The 15,282-nt window shown below is 47.7% G+C and carries 12 protein-coding genes and 2 pseudogenes; 11 read left to right on the top strand and 3 right to left on the bottom strand.

Annotated elements, in window-relative coordinates:
- Window positions 1-351 (top strand): annotated as a pseudogene (locus I6E38_RS12025) (transposase); the annotation flags it as partial.
- A gap of 48 nt (window positions 352-399) precedes the next feature.
- On the opposite strand, the gene I6E38_RS12020 reads toward I6E38_RS12025, so the two are convergent.
- On the bottom strand, window positions 400-1,050 hold the full coding sequence (locus I6E38_RS12020; protein WP_235394216.1) for a 3'-5' exonuclease: 651 nt from the start codon (window positions 1,048-1,050) through the stop codon (window positions 400-402).
- 154 nt (window positions 1,051-1,204) lie between these two features.
- On the opposite strand from I6E38_RS12020, the gene I6E38_RS12015 reads away from it, so the two are divergent.
- The 10 genes from I6E38_RS12015 to I6E38_RS11970 all read left to right on the top strand — a co-directional run bounded on the left by I6E38_RS12015 (window position 1,205) and on the right by I6E38_RS11970 (window position 13,425).
- On the top strand, window positions 1,205-3,733 hold the full coding sequence (locus I6E38_RS12015) for an FtsK/SpoIIIE family DNA translocase (RefSeq protein ID WP_235394215.1): 2,529 nt from the start codon (window positions 1,205-1,207) through the stop codon (window positions 3,731-3,733).
- A complete protein-coding gene (gene lolA1, locus I6E38_RS12010) occupies window positions 3,734-4,366 on the top strand; it encodes an outer membrane lipoprotein periplasmic chaperone LolA1 (RefSeq protein ID WP_235394214.1) in 633 nt (210 codons plus the stop codon).
- Window positions 4,367-4,417: 51 nt separating this feature from the next.
- Window positions 4,418-5,941 carry a DUF5687 family protein gene (locus I6E38_RS12005; RefSeq protein WP_235394213.1) on the top strand — a complete coding sequence of 508 codons (1,524 nt, stop codon included), beginning with the start codon at window positions 4,418-4,420 and terminating at the stop codon, window positions 5,939-5,941.
- Between the two features lie 165 nt (window positions 5,942-6,106).
- On the top strand, window positions 6,107-7,666 hold the full coding sequence (locus I6E38_RS12000) for a sensor histidine kinase (RefSeq protein WP_235394212.1): 1,560 nt from the start codon (window positions 6,107-6,109) through the stop codon (window positions 7,664-7,666).
- An 86-nt stretch (window positions 7,667-7,752) separates the two neighbouring features.
- Window positions 7,753-8,451, top strand: coding sequence for a response regulator transcription factor RprY (gene rprY / locus I6E38_RS11995; RefSeq protein WP_235394211.1), 699 nt, complete (start codon window positions 7,753-7,755; stop codon window positions 8,449-8,451).
- A gap of 244 nt (window positions 8,452-8,695) precedes the next feature.
- Window positions 8,696-8,938: an IS66 family transposase gene (locus I6E38_RS11990; protein WP_235394210.1), complete on the top strand. Its 243-nt coding sequence runs from the start codon at window positions 8,696-8,698 to the stop codon at window positions 8,936-8,938.
- A 256-nt stretch (window positions 8,939-9,194) separates the two neighbouring features.
- Entirely contained in the window at window positions 9,195-10,232 is a 1,038-nt protein-coding gene (locus I6E38_RS11985; protein ID WP_235394209.1) for an alcohol dehydrogenase, read from the top strand.
- Window positions 10,225-11,022, top strand: a complete 798-nt coding sequence (locus I6E38_RS11980) for an MBL fold metallo-hydrolase (RefSeq protein WP_235394208.1) — start codon at window positions 10,225-10,227, stop codon at window positions 11,020-11,022. Before I6E38_RS11985 ends, I6E38_RS11980 begins: the two co-directional genes overlap by 8 nt.
- 3 nt (window positions 11,023-11,025) lie before the next feature.
- On the top strand, window positions 11,026-12,042 hold the full coding sequence (locus I6E38_RS11975; protein ID WP_235394207.1) for an aminodeoxychorismate synthase component I: 1,017 nt from the start codon (window positions 11,026-11,028) through the stop codon (window positions 12,040-12,042).
- Window positions 12,043-12,093: 51 nt separating this feature from the next.
- A complete protein-coding gene (locus I6E38_RS11970; RefSeq protein ID WP_235394206.1) occupies window positions 12,094-13,425 on the top strand; it encodes a S28 family serine protease in 1,332 nt (443 codons plus the stop codon).
- Between the two features lie 163 nt (window positions 13,426-13,588).
- Here the strand turns inward: I6E38_RS11970 and I6E38_RS11965 are convergent, their stop codons facing one another.
- Window positions 13,589-14,767 (bottom strand): IS4 family transposase, encoded by a 1,179-nt coding sequence (locus I6E38_RS11965; RefSeq protein ID WP_235394205.1) that lies wholly within the window; start codon window positions 14,765-14,767, stop codon window positions 13,589-13,591.
- A 158-nt stretch (window positions 14,768-14,925) separates the two neighbouring features.
- Window positions 14,926-15,209, bottom strand: a pseudogene (locus I6E38_RS15585) (IS1380 family transposase); the annotation flags it as partial.
- Between the last annotated feature and the right edge of the window lie 73 nt (window positions 15,210-15,282).

The following is a 15,282-nucleotide window of genomic DNA, read 5'->3' as shown; positions in this document are numbered from 1 at the left end:
TTCCTGACAAATGCTTTTCATCTAACAGCTCCTGAAATCGCCAACCTTTACAAGAACAGATGGCAGATAGAGCTGTTCTTCAAATGGCTAAAGCAGCACCTCAAGATCAAGAAGTTTTAGGGTACTACAGAGAATGCTGTGAGAATCCAAATCTCATCGGCTATCATAGCCTATTGCCTTGTTGCTATCGTACAACATGATTTGCAACTTAAGCGATCTACTTATGAGGTCCTTCTGATTCTAAGCATTTCTCTTATGGATAAGACACCACTCGTTGATCTCTTCGAAAGGACTGATTTCAATAATGTCAAAGAACTCGATTGTCCCCTCTTTCCGGGGCTATTTGATTAATATTTAACTGGTCCCGATTTTAACGGGACACTAATGATACATATTGTTTTATTCTTTGTCTGTTGAAGTATTTGGATTTTCTTCGGCCACCTTTATCAGGTCATAATCCTTTGTGGCCATGAGTCGCATTATCTCGTCATAAAGATTTATACATGCCCAAGCATCAATGGCTGCATATTCTTTCTGCTTGTCGGTGAGTACATCGGCTTCCCAGTTGGTGAGTCGCTGTCGCTTGCTAATTTTTTCACCGAAGAGATTGGCGTAGAGTTTCTGCAGACTCTTGTCCTCAATACCGAGATTACCGATTATGTCCTGAATATCAATAAACCATCCAGGCGTAAACTCTGCGCGTCGATGAAGCGAGATTATGTCGTCGTGCCATGATAGTCCCACCATTGGCACCATCCGATTGGAAAGCAACTTTATTAACGACTGAGGCATTCCCAAATGATTGAGACGAAACAAGAAACATTGGTCGCGCGTGGCAACCTGCAACAATGCCACCTTATGGTTCTGACCACGGCGGAAAGCAGGTTTCGTCTCGGTGTCAACGCCAAGAATGTCACATGTCAGCAGATATTCAACAGCACGTTCTGCTTCATATTCATTCAATATGACGTTGATTTTATGGGGATACTCTACCAATGGAAGAGCATTAATAGTTGCTTTATCAAACTTGTTGTATATAGTCTTTTTCATTCCGAACATTTAAAGATACTGCAAAATTAGAAAAAAGTTATGAATTTATGGTGCTTTACGAGTTTTTTCCACTAATTTTGTGATGAATATTCTGTTGAGAAAGTTATTTTTATAGAGAATGCAGTAAAGTAGAATAATATCTAAACTAAATAAAATGGCAAAGAAAAAAGCGGAACGTAAACCCGCTAAGTTAAAAGAAGCACTTGGACTTTCAAGTTTTCTAAGAAGTGAGAGAACTGATTTTCTTGTGGGACTAATCGTAATATTGTTCGCTATATACCTGTTTGTGGCGATGTCCTCATATCTGAGCACCGGAGCAGCCGATCAAAGTATTTTAGAAAGTATGCGACCCGGCGAATGGCTTAATACAGAACGCATATTCCAGAATACATGCAGATCATTAGGAGCTATCCTCTCCTACTTCTTCATCACCCAAAATTTTGGATTTGCAGCTTTTCTGATACCTTCTTTTTTGGTGCTTGCTGGTATACGTTTAATGCGTATATGTATGGTGAATCTTTGGAAATGGTTCTTCGGGATGGCTATTGCCATGTATTGGCTGTCAGTATTCCTTGCTAAGGTTGTAGCTCCATTTGCAGGTGAATTGGTATTTAATCCTGGTGGCAGACACGGAGCTATGTGTGTGGAGTATTCTGAAAACGTCATAGGTACTCCGGGCCTTGCAGCAATATTGTTCTTTATAGCTATTGCATTGCTCACATTCATCAGCAGCCAGACTATTATATGGTTTCGTAGGGTGCTGAATCCATTGGCCAAGGGTGCTGCCAATACAGGAAGAACAGTGACTTCGGCAATTTCAAGTTTTGTTGAGAAAACAGACGACAACCAGAAAGCAGATGATGAAGAAGCTGACAACAAAGTCACTGATTACAAAAAATCAGACAGTACAACAAACGACAATAAAAACAAAAATAAATACAAGAATGAAGCAGATGCGAATATAGCCTCGGTGATTGACTTGACCGACTTGACTGCTGCTTCTACAAAGCCAGACACCAACGCCACATCGAGCAAGCCAGCCAAGAGTACCGAACGCAATGCTGCTAACACTGCTCAAGCCGCAGATAATCTGACTGTTGAAGTAGGCAAAGAAGATAAGGCCAACGGCAATATCAACACCCCAAGCCACGACATTGACACTCCAATAAATCCGCTCGAGCCATTCACACGGTATCGCTATCCAGGTCTTGACCTTCTGAACAAGGATGCCAACGACGGCAAACCTTACGTAGATATGGAGGAAGTAAAGGCGCACAACGAGGAAATCGTCAAGGTGCTCAAGAGCTTCGGCATAGACATCCGTGAGATAAAGGCCACCGTAGGACCTACCATCACCCTCTACGAGATAACTCCTGCCGAAGGAATACGCATCACCAAGATACGCAACCTTGAGGACGACATAGCCCTGCGACTCTCGGCACTCGGAGTGCGTATCATAGCCCCGATACCAGGTAAGGGAACCATCGGGATTGAGGTACCTAATAAGAAGCGCCACAACGTGTCGATGGAGAGCATACTGAACTCACGCAAATTTCAGGAAACCAAGTTCGACCTGCCAATTGCATTGGGTAAGACCATCACCAATGAGGTATTTATGGCCGACCTCACGAAGATTCCTCACCTGCTTGTAGCTGGAGCCACAGGTCAAGGTAAGTCTGTAGGTCTGAATGTTATCATTACGTCATTGCTCTACAAGAAGCACCCCAACGAGCTGAAGCTTGTGCTCATCGACCCGAAGAAGGTGGAGTTCAGCGTCTACGCCCCAATAGCCGACCACTTCATGGCACAGGTTGACGACGACGACGAGCCCATCATTACCGACGTGACCAAGGTGGTGCGCACGCTCAAGAGCCTCTGCACCCTTATGGACCACCGCTACGACCTGCTGAAACTGGCAGGAGCACGCAATCTGAAGGAATACAACGACAAGTATCTGCGCCATAAGCTCAACCCCGAACTGGGACACGAGTTCATGCCTTACATCGTAGTAATCATCGACGAGTTCGGCGACCTTATCATGACAGCAGGCAAGGAGGTGGAAATGCCTATAGCACGTATCGCACAGCTGGCACGTGCCGTGGGAATACACATGATCATCGCCACACAGCGCCCTACCACATCTATCATCACGGGCAACATCAAGGCCAACTTCCCCGGACGCATAGCATTCAAGGTAAGTTCGATGATGGACTCGCGCATCATTCTTGACCGACCCGGAGCCAACCAGCTCATCGGTATGGGCGACATGCTCTATCTCAACGGCAACGAGCCCACTCGTGTGCAATGCGCCTTCATCAACACTCCCGAGATTGTACAGATCAACGAGTACATCGCCAAGCAGTCAGGACCTACCTGCCCGATGCAGCTGCCCGAACCAAAGAACGACGAGGGAGGCGACGGAGGCTCAGGTTCCTCGGGCGACATTGGCGCTATCGACCCGCTGTTTGAAGAGGCGGCTCGCTCGGTTATCGTCAGCCAGCAGGGCAGCACAAGTATGATACAACGCAGGTTCTCAATAGGCTACAACCGTGCCGGACGACTCATGGACCAGCTCGAAAAGGCTGGCATAGTAGGAGCGGCACACGGAGGCAAGCCACGCGACGTACTCTTAGCCGACGAGAGCCAACTGGACAACATTTTAGGACAACTCAAACGAATGTAAATGATTATGAAACACACATTGTTAAGCATTCTGCTTGTTGCCGCCATGGCGGTAGTAGCAAGCGTACAGTCAATGGCACAGTCGAACCCAGCGCAGGCTCGTGCCATACTCGACAAGACATCAAAGGTAATAGGACATAAGAGCGGCGTAAGCGCGGCGTTCACCCTCAACAATCCCACCACAGGCAACGTGTCGGGCACAATAGCCGTAAAGGGCGGCAAGTTCAACGCACGCACTCCGCAGGCAATAGTATGGTTCAACGGCAAGACACAATGGACCTACATGAAGAAGAACAACGAGGTGAACATCAGCACACCTACACAGGCACAGCAGCAGATGATGAACCCCTATACATTTATTAATGTGTACAAGACGGGCTACAAGATGTCGTCCGCCAAGGCTGGAAGCAGCTACGAGGTTCACCTTGTGGCGCAAAACCAGAAACGCAGCATCCAGGAGATGTACGTCACGGTAAACAGCAAGACTTACGTGCCGTCGCGCGTCAAGATGAAGCACAACGGACGCTGGTATACGGTCACGATAAGCAACTTCTCGGCAAAGAAACTGTCCGACAGTCTCTTTGCCTTCAACTCAAAGGACTATCCGTCGGCTGAGGTCATCGACCTCAGATAAGCACGATTCTACTTCTCCACCCCTTATCCACCACCATAACCACTAAGCACTATGCAGACACGACTTACCCTATGGCAGACCATCAGCTGCCTGCTCAAGCATCGCCGGCTTGCCGACCGAAGGGCAATCGACTACGAGACCAACCGCTTTGCTAAAGTAATGGTTGGCATAGCATTCCTGTTCACGGCTGGCTATCTGATGATGCTGGCTGTGCTGTTTGCCATGATAGCCAACGACACGCGCTCTATGACAAGCGTGGAGCTGATGTGCATATTGCTGCCAGCCGTCATGTGCATCGACTTTCTGATGAGGTTTACAATGCAGCAGACTCCTGCGCAGATAGCACGCCCGTACATGCTGCTGCCATTGCCCAAATATGCCTGCGTCGACGCTTTCATATTCTCGTCGCTCACGTCGTGGGGCAATCTTACGTGGCTACTGCTCATAGTCCCCTACTCTATCATGTCGGTAGTGTTCAGCTACGGACTGCTCACTATGGTCTACCTCGTGGTGGTGACGCTACTTGCCGCTGTGGCCAACAGCCAGTGGTACAGCATGACACGCACTCTCATCAACCGCTCCTATCTGTGGTGGCTCCTGCCCATCGGATTCTACGCCATTGTAGCAGCCCCGCTCTATCTCGGCACAGATGCCGGACTGCAACAATACGCACGCATCTATTCATTGCCTGGCGAGGCTATTGGCGAGCACAGCATATGGCCGTTGATTGCTATGGTGGTGCTATTGTCGGGGCTAATCATCCTAAACCGCCGTGTGCAATATGCGGCAGTACGCAAGGAAACGGTTGGCACCAAGAAGACGCAGACCGTGGCACACGTCGTGAAGTTCAACTTCCTTGAACGCTACGGCGAGTTCGGCACGTTCCTCCAGCTGGAGATAAAGCAACTCATGCGCAACCGCAACCCACGCAAGGCAATTATCACAAGCATAATATTCACCATAATATTATGTCTGCTCATCATTACAACCGACATTTACGATTCGCCGAGAATGACCAACTTCTGGGCACTCTACATCTTCATCCTTCCGGGAGCCACAATTCTCGTCAAGATGATGGGCTACGAAGGCAACTATGTAGACGGACTGTTTGTGAGACGCGAAAACATCCTCGCCCTGCTCCACGCCAAATACATATTCTATTCAGCCATGCTCCTGCTGCCGTTCGTGCTGATGCTGCCAATGGTGTTTGCCGGCAAGATGTCGATTGTGATGCTCTTGAGCTACGCCGTCTACACCATGGGATTCCAATACTTCGTCATATTCCAATCGGCAGTCTACACGCGCCAGACAATTCCTATGAACGAAAAGATTACGTCGAAGGGCGGACTCGAAGGCAATTACGTGCAGATGATAATAATAGGCGTAATATTCCTTGTGCCCAACGTCATCGTCACGACTCTGCAGACTATGTTCAGCGACAACACTACATACGGCATAATACTCGCCATTGGACTGATGTTCGTGCTGACCAACCGCCTGTGGCTGCGCAATATCTACAATCGGATGATGAGCCGCAAATACAGCAATCTCGAGGGTTTCACCTCCACACGATAAGAAACTACAAGAACAGCAATAAGGTGTTTATAATTTGCATACGGCAATTATAAACGCCTTTTTTAGTTAATATTCCGCAATCAAGGGTTAATTGTTAAACAAAAAGTTCTGTCGTTTCACTTTTTAATCTATCTTTGCAAACAAGAAAAAATACACACATCAGGCATGAAGAAAAGAACTATATGGACAATCGCCTCTATCATGGGCTTCTCGTTCCTCGCCCTGCTTTATCTGCAACTAAGATACATTCAGGAGATGGTGGACATGAAGAAGGAGCAGTTTGACGAGTCGGTCAACCGCGCACTATATCAAGCCTCGCGCAATCTGGAGCTCAACGAGACCCTGCGCTATCTTGAGAAAGACGTGAACGAGACCGAACGACGCTCGTTCAAGAAGGATTCCATCGGCACTATCTCGGGCAAGCTCGACGGCAGCATACAGCAGTCGCACCAGTACTCGGTAATAGGCAAGGACGGCACAATATACTCGTCGTTCGAGCTAAAGACCATCACCACCCGACCCTCGCAGATGCCCAAGGCAATGATACTGCACACGGACAAGAACTCCTTCAGCGAAGCAGCCAAGTCGATGCAGCAGATTGTCAAGAACCGCTATGTCTACCAGAAAGCCCTGCTCGACGAGGTGGTCTACTCCATACTCTATTCAGCCTCAGAAAAGCCTCTCAAGGAGCGCATCAACTTCAAGCTGCTCGATCAGGACCTGAAGGCAGAACTGATGAATAACGGCATAAACATCACCTATCACTTCACAGTCAGCACACAAGACGGACGTGAGGTCTACCGCTGTCCTGACTATACCGACGAGGGCGAAGAGTTCACCTACTCGCAGGTGCTTTTCCGCAACGACCCGCAGTCGAAGATGGGTGTGGTGCGCATCCACTTCCCCGACATGGGTTCATACATCTACTCGTCGGTACGATTCATGATTCCGTCGGTAGCGTTCACCATGGTACTGCTCATAACGTTCATATTCACCATCGTGGTGATATTCCGCCAGAAGCGCTATACGGAAATAAAGAACGACTTCATCAACAACATGACGCACGAGCTGAAGACCCCTATAGCCAGCATCTCGCTTGCGGCACAAATGATGAACGACGAGAGCGTCACCAAAAGTCCGGCCATGACAAAGCATCTCGGAAAGGTAATCAACGACGAGTCGAAACGTCTGCGATTCCTCGTGGAGAAAGTGCTGCAGATGTCGATGTTCGACCGCAAGAAGGCCGTATTCAAGAAGAAACGTCTCGACCTCAACGAAATGGTAGAGAACATAGCCAACTCGTTCACCTTGCGTGTAGAGCATACAGGAGGCAAGATCTATACAGAGATAGAAGCCGTCGACTCGGCTCTCTACGTCGACGAGGTTCACTTCCAGAACGTGATAAACAATCTGCTCGACAACGCCGTGAAGTATCGCAAGCCCGACCAGCCCATCAACATCTACCTGCGCACGTGGAACGACGACAACCACCTCTACCTCTCGGTACGCGACACCGGACTGGGCATCAAGAAGGAAAACCTCAAGAAGGTGTTCGACAAGTTCTACCGCGTACACACGGGCAACGTGCACGACGTGAAGGGATTCGGACTCGGACTGGCCTACGTCAAGAAAATCATAATGCTCCATAACGGCGACATTACGATAGACAGCGAACTGGGCAAGGGAACAAAGTTCACCATAAAATTACCAATCATTAAGGATTAAACTTTCTGACGCCTCAAAACGTCTAACAAACAAAAATAGAGACAAACAATTAACAAGAAATTAATAACAATTTAAATACTACAACTATGGACGACAATTTGAAAATTCTGCTTTGCGAGGACGATGAGAACCTCGGTATGCTTCTGCGTGAATACTTGCAGGCCAAGGGCTACTCTGCCGAGCTCTGCCCCGACGGCGAGGCTGGCTACCGTGCCTTCATGAAGACAAAGTTTGACATTTGCGTTCTCGACGTGATGATGCCCAAGAAGGACGGATTCACCTTGGCACAGGAGATCCGCCAGGCCAACGCCGAGATACCTATCATATTCCTCACAGCCAAGACTCTGAAAGAGGACATCCTCGAAGGATTCAAGATTGGTGCCGACGACTACATCACCAAGCCGTTCTCAATGGAAGAACTCGTGTTCCGTATTGAGGCCATCCTGCGTCGTGTACGTGGCAAGAAGAGCAAGGAAAGCACCATCTACCACATCGGACGATTCACATTCGACACACAGAAGCAGCTGCTCACAATCGGTGACAAGCAGACCAAGCTCACCACAAAGGAGAACGAGCTGCTCGCACTCCTCTGCAGCCACGCCAACGAGATTCTGCAACGCGACTTTGCCCTCAAGACCATATGGATTGACGACAACTACTTCAACGCACGCTCTATGGACGTGTACATCACAAAACTGCGCAAGCACCTCAAGGACGACGACCAGATTGAGATTATTAACATACATGGTAAGGGTTACAAGCTCATCACACCTGAAGAAGAATAACATTTATCTCTATTCGATACAGAATTTATTGGACAGACAAAATTGTTTCAATTAAGATGGCTCTCACCGCGGGCTTGTAGCTTTTGCTGTCAACATTGGAAACGTAGTTGCTCAGACGTATATTGCAGCGTTGCAGCACGGAATCAAGTTTGGACTGCTTTCTTAGTATCTCCTCGTTGAAGTCGAAGACGGCTGGACGGAACGTGACAACTACAAATGGCGGCAGCAATACGCACTGCCCATCATGCGGATCATAAAGAAAAAACTTGACCGCATGGCAGCCGACAGCCGGCTCCTGCCAAAGACAGAGAAGTATGAAGCCGTGCATTATATGCTCAATGAGTGGGATGCCTTGATGAACATCTTTACCAGAGGAGATTACCATCTGGACAACAACCTTGTGGAAAGACTCAACAGCTACATATCTTTGAATATATATCCGATGTCATCAACAAAGCAGCAACACTGCCGCCAAGAACACCGCTAAGCAAGTACCGGAAATTGCTGCCGGACAAATGGAAACAAAAAAATATCGCTCAAGAATAAAAGCTTGAGCGATATTTTTTTGACGTGTATCTACGAGCATCGCGGATACGCTTACGACCAGATAAAATTCAAACAGAGGGCACTCGGATATATCCATTCCTGTTTTTTATCACAACTGACTTATAATTCGGAAATTTTATCTAAATTTGTAAGCAGAACAAACTTCAAAAATACTACGAAGACATATTGAAGACATTATGAAAGCATACACATACATTGAGAAGGGCAAGTTTGCCTTAATAGAGAAACCTAAGCCAGAACTTCAGATGTCGACCGATGCCATCGTGCGCGTCACATTGGGCAGCATCTGCACAAGCGACCTCCACATCAAGCACGGCAGCGTGCCACGTGCCGTGCCAGGTATCACCGTAGGACACGAAATGGTAGGCGTGGTAGAGGCTGTGGGAAGCGACGTGAATGGCATGGAGCCGGGCGACCGCGTTACAGTGAACGTGGAGACCTTCTGCGGCGAATGCTTTTACTGCAAGCATGGCTACGTTAACAACTGCACTTCACCTCATGGTGGATGGGCACTCGGTTGCCGTATTGACGGAGGTCAGACGGAATATGTGCGTGTGCCGTTGGCTACGCAAGGACTCAACCGCATTCCTGACAACGTGACCGACGAGCAGGCCCTGTTTGTGGGCGACGTACTTGCCACAGGCTTTTGGGCGGCACGCATAAGCGAAATCAGCAATGAGGACACGGTGCTCATTATCGGTGCCGGACCTACGGGCATATGCACCCTAATCTGCGCAATGCTCAAACAGCCCAAGCGCATAATCGTGTGCGAACCCTCCGAGGAGCGCCGCAACTTCGTCAAGCAGCACTATCCCGACGTGCTGCTCACCACCCCCGACGAGTGTTTTGACTTTGTACATGAAAACAGCGACCATGGCGGTGCCGACCGTGTGCTGGAGGTGGCAGGAGCAAAGACCACATTCCGCTTGGCTTGGCAATGTGCTCGTCCTAATGCTATAGTTACGGTTGTGGCGCTATACGACGAGGCGCAGATCCTGCCATTGCCCGACATGTATGGCAAGAACCTTACGTTCAAGATAGGAGGCGTAGACGGATGCGACTGCGAGCAGGTGCTGCAGCTCATAGAGCAAGGCAAGATTGACACTACTCCACTCATCACACATCGCTTCCCTCTGAGCCGTATAGACGAGGCGTATAGAATATTCGAGAACAAAGAAGACGGAGTAATTAAAATCGCCATTTACAATGAATAAGATAACGATGCTCGGTACGGGCAACGCCACTGTCACCCATATCTACAACACATGTTTCATATTGTCCACTGCCACCACCAGGATCCTCGTTGACGCTGGTGGTGGCAACGGCATTCTCACCCAGTTGCGCAAGGCCAATGTAGCCATTCGTGACATTCACCATCTGTACGTCACCCATGCCCATACCGACCATGTGTTGGGCGTAATATGGGTAATACGCATGGTGGCGCAATGCAAGGACTACGAGAACCGTCTGCACATCTACGGCAACGACAAGGTAATGAAGGTAGTGCACACTATAATAGACATGATACTGGCTAAGAAGCAATTGAACAAAGTAGCTGAACGTGTTGTATTCCATCAACTTACCGACGGAGAGAGTTTCGAAGCAGGAGACATACACCTCACTTGTTTCGACATTCATTCTACCAAGGAGAAGCAATATGGATTCCGTGCACAGCTGCCAGACGCTACTGTTGTGGCGTGTCTTGGTGACGAGCCATACAATCAGCTCAACCGCCCCTACGTAGAGCATGCCGACTGGATGATGTGCGAGGCGTTCTGCCTGTATGCCCAGCGCGACACATTCAAGCCTTACGAGAAATGTCACAGCACAGCTCTTGATGCAGGCCGACTTGCAGCCGAACTCGACGTAAAGAATCTCATACTGTATCATACCGAGGAGAAGACACTCTCTACACGCCGAGAGAGCTACACCAAGGAGGCTTCCGAGAACTTCAAGCGAAAGATTGTTGTACCTGACGATTTGGAGGAGATAAGCCTCGCTTAGAGTATGAAACAGGAAATAATCAACAACATAAACCTTCTGGCCAAGGAGGGTTCGCCCTTCCTCTTTGTAATCAACTACGACGGCGACGACGCCTACATCCGACGGCTGAAGGATATTGAACCAGAGGAATGTCTGTACGACTTTGAAGGGATGAGCAATGCTGGCAATACAGCCATCGACAGACACGCCCTACCTTCCGCCATTCGTTGGGACATAAATGCGCCTACTTACGAGAGTTATGAACGGAGCTTCAACATCGTCAAGGGCAACATGCTGGCTGGCAACAGCTATCTTGCCAATCTCACCTGCAAGGTACACGTAAGCTGCAATCTCACGCTTGAGGACATCTTTCATCATTCCAAAGGCAAATACAAGCTTCTGCTAAGGGGCGACGAGAATAGGGGCAGACGCTTCGTATGCTTCTCGCCCGAGAGTTTTCTCAGAATCAAGGACGGACGCATCTACTCCTACCCCATGAAGGGCACCATCGACGCCTCGCTGCCCAATGCCAGACAAGAACTGATGGACGACAAGAAGGAGGCTGCCGAGCACGCAACAATCGTAGACCTCATACGCAACGACCTGAGCCGTGTGGCCTCCGGAGTAAGGGTAGACCGCTACCGCTATATCGAAACACTGCACACCAATAAGGGCGACATTCTGCAGACCAGCTCTGAAATAAGCGGACTGTTGCCACACGACTATCACCTGCATCTGGGCGACATAATAGCCGCACAGCTTCCGGCAGGTTCAATCACGGGCGCACCAAAGAAGAAGACCGTGGAGATAATCCATGAAGCTGAGAACTACCACCGTGAATACTACACCGGTGTTATGGGCATCTACAGCGACGGCTGTCTGAACTCTGCCGTAATGATAAGGTTTGTTGAGCAAGACTCTCTGGGCATGGCGTTCAAAGCGGGTGGAGGCATCACAGCCCAGAGCTGCTGCCGTAAGGAGTATGAAGAGGTATTGCAGAAGATCTACCTGCCAATAACAGCCGAAAAACAAAAGCAATAATAGATTGTAAAACAACAGATTGCGAAATTTCATTATAATAAAACTATAACTATGAAAAATTCAGCCTCTATTATGAAGTCAGCCCTATGGCTGATGCTATTGCTCGTATTGCCATTGCAGATTATAGCTGCCAGCCTGGGCGAGGTAGGCAAGCGGCTGGCATCGCCGCCCGGAGTGAGCAATGTGGAGACCTTGAAGAGCAAGCACTTCCAGGAGAAGTACGTATTCTTCATCAACCAACTGCTCGACGCCAAGGATGCCTCCAAAGGCAATTTCGAGCAGCGAGTAATATTGTGCCACCGCGGATTCGACCGTCCAACGGTACTCGTCACAGAAGGCTATAACGCCAACTACGGATTGCGCGAAGGCTATATCGAGGAATTGTCCGAAATATTCAATACCAACATCGTATTGGTAGAATACCGCTACTTCGATAAGTCGATGCCTACAACATGCCTCTGGCAGTATCTGACCGTGGAGAACTCGCTCTACGACCTTCATCACGTCAACCAGACTCTGCGCACTATGTACAAGGGCAAATGGATAGCTACGGGCATCAGCAAGGGCGGACAGACCACCATGTTCTATCGCTCCTACTTCCCCGACGACGTAGACATATCTGTGCCCTACGTGGCTCCATTGAACAGAAGCGTGGAAGACGGCCGACACGAGAAATTTCTGCAGCACAAGGTCTCTACCAAAGAAAACCGCCAAAAGGTGCTCGACTTCCAGCTGCTCCTATTCAAGCGTAAAGCTACGCTACTGCCAATGCTCGACGAATATTGCCGCAAGCAGCACTACACATTCAATGCGCCCATAGACGAGATTTTCGACTTCTCGGTGCTTGAGTATGCGTTTGCCTTTTGGCAGTGGGGCTACGACATCAACAAGATTCCTACAGCCACCGCTACCGACCGACAGGTGTTTGACTATTGGATAAACATGTGCGAACCCAACTATTTCGCCAATCAGAACACCTTAATATCGTTTAATGTGCAGGCTGCCCGAGAGCTGGGCTATTACGGCTACAACACTAAGCCCTTCAAGAAATATCTCAGCATCAAGACAGCCAAGGGCTATCTACGACGCCTCATGCTGCCTAAGGGCACCGAAGACACCCGTTTCGAACCGGCACTCTACCGTCACACCGTAGACTTTCTCACACACAACGACCCCAAAATGGTGTACATCTATGGCGACATCGACCCATGGAGCGCATCGGGCGTCTACGGTCTACCCTTCACCAAGAACAAGCAAAACCTCCATGTCTACATGCTCAAGGGAGGCTCGCACAGTACACGCATACAGTCCTTCCCCAAGCCTACACGCCAGGAAATAATCAATCTGATAGGCGGATGGCTTGAGCCTACTGCCGACAATTAATACTTACATAAAACGCACAAAGCAACCACAGTTAATAATATGTTTGTGTTTACTTTGTGCGCTTTGGGCTTGATGATTGTTGCACTTTATAGATTATATAATAAGTAAGTGATCTAAATTATTTATCCCAAATTAGTACTGATGCGATAAAATCGCATGGTTATTAAAATTCATCAAATAAAGTGAGTTCTTTGAAATCTTGTTTTTGAATGATTGAGTCCTTTGGCTTAGTTATGAGGTCTCTCAAATCCACCCTTTCGAGTGCGGAGATTCTTATTAACGTAGCCACCTCGGTGATTGAATACGGACTTTTGTAGTCAGCCTTGATTTTGGCGATTATCAGATATGCAATTATAGCAACCCATAAATGAGTACGTACTGCATTCTCTGAATATCCCCACAAGTTCTTCACTACGATATTCTGCTTTATCCACTTGAAGAAAACCTCAATATTCCATCTATGACGGTATAGATTGGCGACCTCAAGGGCACTGATCTCAAAGTTGTTGGTAATAAATTCCACATCATTGCCTGTTACCGAGTCATGATAAGTAACCATCCTGATAGGTTCTGGATAGAGTTTCTTCGACTTATGGGTAGTCAGTTTTATGATGAAATCGCCACAGATTCCTGTACTTGGACCAAAGTCTAGACTATGGTTAACGACCTCGTATCTCATATTGTCTTTGGGACGACTTATCCAATATGCACCGGCTTTGTGAAAGCGAAACAAAGCGATGAAATCAACGTATGCTTTGTCCATCATATAGAACGCAAATGGTTCAGGCACAATCTCATCCAGTTCATTGCTGTCATGCCATTTTCCATCTGTAATATGGATATTTGCCGGAATGCTTCCACGAAGATTCAGCAGTGTGTGCATTTTGACTGCGCCTTTGCTATACTTGCCCAATGCCCAAGCAGCCAGAACAATGCTTGTTGAGATAGTTGTGGAGTCAAGCGCATAGAGGACATTGTCTATCGTTATCTCAGCAACCTTTGTGTTTGAATACATTGGTCGGACGATACCGATTAGATACATGCCAAGTCCTTCGTAGATGCGATAGCCTCTTTTCTCATTAGCACGACATAAATTGGATTGATTAACGGACTTGCGAATTCCCAAGTGGTATATGCTACTTCCATGAGCCTCTAGGCACAGACAAATATCACGGATGTATACACAACCAGTAATCTGACCAAATAGCAGATGGAGCAACGGGTTATAGCAGGATAAATCTTTTGCATGCCAGTCACCTTTATACTTCTTCACCAACTTGTCAAATTGGTAGCGAGGTATGAAGTCGATGACTTGAGCAAAGATATATTTGCCGATGTTCATAATCTTGCAGTTTTGGCTGCAAAATTACTCAATCAATTTCAAATCAAAAAAACAAAGAACGCTTGTAAATGATTAAATATCAAATATATAACTATAGTTAAGCGATTAATATCGCATCACTAGTAATCCCAAATCAGTCATTAGGATATCTCTGTGTCTTACGGCAAAGAGAAATCTTTTAATTTTCCCATATAGACAAGAATGATTGTCGTGTTTTTAGTGATCTGGCCAAATATAGGATGTGCTTGTCTTTTGTTCTCCCCAGATAGGCTGGTGTCGATATCAACTCGTACCGGATAGTCTTCAGAAATTTCTTCTTGTTGGAATTAATCAGCGCATGTCTTAACAGCGACATGAAGTTATATGCCGTGACAATGAAATTCCCACATGCCTCTGTTGCCCAGAAGTTATTTGTGACAAAATCATCTATGGAGAAATCATGGCTCACCCGTAAAACCCTGTGTCTACCCAAAGATCATAGACAATCTATAGAGAAAGAAGTCAAGATCTACAAC

Source organism: Leyella stercorea, from assembly GCF_021531355.1.
GTDB lineage: Bacteria > Bacteroidota > Bacteroidia > Bacteroidales > Bacteroidaceae > Prevotella.
This window is presented reverse-complemented; position numbering and strand designations above follow the sequence as displayed.